The sequence below is a fragment of the Haladaptatus sp. genome, assembly GCF_049589095.1.
Lineage (GTDB): Archaea > Halobacteriota > Halobacteria > Halobacteriales > Haladaptataceae > Haladaptatus.
Window position 1 is genome coordinate 1 of the sequence record NZ_JBAWAC010000656.1, and the last position, 2,480, is coordinate 2,480.

2 protein-coding genes are annotated in these 2,480 nt (G+C 61.6%); one reads left to right on the top strand and one right to left on the bottom strand.

The genetic code is table 11. The annotated features are described in order from the left end of the window. A partial coding sequence (locus WBV42_RS20665; RefSeq protein WP_423987706.1) for a class I SAM-dependent methyltransferase occupies positions 1–683 on the top strand: 683 nt, incomplete at its 5' end. Between the two features lie 72 nt (positions 684–755). Here the strand turns inward: WBV42_RS20665 and WBV42_RS20670 are convergent. Further along, positions 756–2,195: a sugar porter family MFS transporter gene (locus WBV42_RS20670; RefSeq protein ID WP_423987707.1), complete on the bottom strand. Its 1,440-nt coding sequence runs from the start codon at positions 2,193–2,195 to the stop codon at positions 756–758. Between the last annotated feature and the right edge of the window lie 285 nt (positions 2,196–2,480).

Genomic DNA, 2,480 nt, shown 5'->3' on the forward strand with positions numbered 1-2,480 from the left:
GTAATACGACGGCCGGTCTGCTCGCCGACGGTGCCAGCCGCGTCTACGCCGTCACGAACGACCCCGAGCACGCGACTGCCGTCCGCGAGCGGGTCGATGGCGGTGAAGGAGGATGGACTGACGGCGAGGGGGAAGGGGGACGGTTTGATAGCGAAAGAGGACGGACCGCGGTTTTGGAAGCGGACCTTCGTGCCCTCCCGCTCGAAACCGACTCGGTCGAAATCATCACCGCTCACGGTCTGTTCAACCTCATTGGGCCACCGTCACTCGAAGCGGTGGCGACGGAACTGACACGGGTCGCGGACCTCGGTTGTCACCTCGTGGTCGACGACTACCACCCACCGCCGGACGATGCCGCCGTGCGCGAACTCTTCGCGCTGGAAAACGCCGCGACCGAGTTGGCGACGGGAGAATCGGCACTGACGTTCTATCCGGAGGCGGTCCTCGAACGACTGTTCGCGGGATACGGCTGGGAGTTCGACCGGAAGCGGATCCTACTGGACCCGGTGCCGTGGACCGCGAACCATATCGAGGCCCACGCCACCGCGGCGCTCTCGATGTGTTCTCGACTTCAACCCGAACTCGGCGAGCCTTTGGCTGCGGAAGTAAAACGGGTCGCAACGGCCATCGGCGAGGAATCGACCGGCACGATGTACAGCGTCGCACTGCGATTGCCCGCTTGAACCATCGTGCATCGAAGTCCCCGCTTACTCGACTCAAAAATGGCGAGACGTCCTTTCGTCCCGAATCCCGACTCACTCTCGCACGTCTCGTTCGTATTCGGTCACCCCGGAATCACCGCCCGAACCGACGAACGTGCTTTCGCGGAGCGTCGACTCGATCTCTTCGAGCGACCGGCCTTTCGTTTCCGGGACCCGGAAGTAGACGAACACGAACGCGGCGAGACAACAGATGCCGAGGATCCAGAACGACCACGCCCTGCCGATTCGCTGGATGAGGGAGAGGAACGTCAACGCGACGACGAGGTTCGCTCCCCAGTTGAAGACGCTGGCGACGCCCTCCGCAGTCCCCCGAATCCGGAGCGGATAGATCTCCGAAATCATCAGCCAGAACACGGGTCCGAGGCTGATCGCGTAGAACGCGACGTAGAGGATCATGCTGCCGAGGGTGACGTATCCGACGATACCCGACAGACTCGGGAGATCATATCCCAATCCCAGAATCCCGAGCATGACTGTCATCCCGCCGACGCCGACGAGCAGCAGCGGTCGGCGGCCGATCCGATCGACCAGCAGGATTGCGACCACCGTCAACAGGACGTTGACGATACCGACGCCGACCGTCCCGGCTATCGAGGCGACGTTCCCGAAGCCGATGTTCTTCAGGATCGTCGGCGCGTAGTAGATGATGGTGTTGATGCCGCTTATCTGTTGGAAGACGGCGAGACCGATACCGACCAATAGGGCCGGACGCAACCACGGTTCGAGCAGGTCGGCGAGGTTCCCCTCGCTCTCGATTTCGCTCACCTCGTTGATCTCGTCCATTTCCCCTTCGACGTCGGCGTCGGCACGGATACGCGAGAGTACCTCCCGTGCCTCGTCGTCACGTCCCTTTTCGACGAGCCATCGAGGACTCTCCGGGAGGAAGTACATCCCGATTCCGAGTACGGCCGCGGGCACCGCGCCGAAGGCGAGCATCCAACGCCAGCCGGAAATCCCGGCGAACGTCGGCGCGAATGCGTAACTGACGAGATATGCCAACAGGATTCCGAGCGTGATCGCCAACTGCTGTAGGAATCCGAGCGATCCGCGAATACTGGGTGGTGCCGTTTCCGAGATGTGGAGGGGACCGACGATGGAGGCGACCCCGACGGCGATGCCGACGACGAACCGGAACCCGATGAGCCAAGTGACGCTCGGCGAAAGCCCCATTCCGATGGAACCGGCGAGAAACACCGTTGCACCCGCGATGGTGAGCCGACGGCGACCGAAGCGGTCGGCCAATCCCCCGCCGACCGCCGCGCCGAGCATCGCTCCCACGAGGACTCCGCTGACGACAACCTCTTGCAGAAACGTCGATAGCGCGAACGACTGTTTGATGTAGAGCAGCGCACCGGAGATGATACCGATATCGAACCCGAACAGGAGGCCGTTGAGTGCGGCGATGGCCGCTACGACGTAAACGAAGTTGCTGTATTCCTCTTCCGGACTTCCCAGGATTTCTGTTACGTTCATTTTGATTCTCCCGAGTCCGCGGATTCGGGTCTCATCGTCCGGTCGCACTGTGGATCCTAGCCGATGATCCGGCCGACAGCGCTGCGGAAATATCGATTTGTGACCGAATCGCTTTCGAGATTGCTACTATATCACTGACATACGGCCCTCAAGGTGGTGGTTGCCTGAGAAAGCGTTTATTGTCCCGTGGATCCCGGTGAACCTGGACGAGTACGTATCTCCGAGATGTCGTTTCGGGAACGCTCGACGGGTCGGCCGCTCACGTCTCGAACCATCGAAACGACT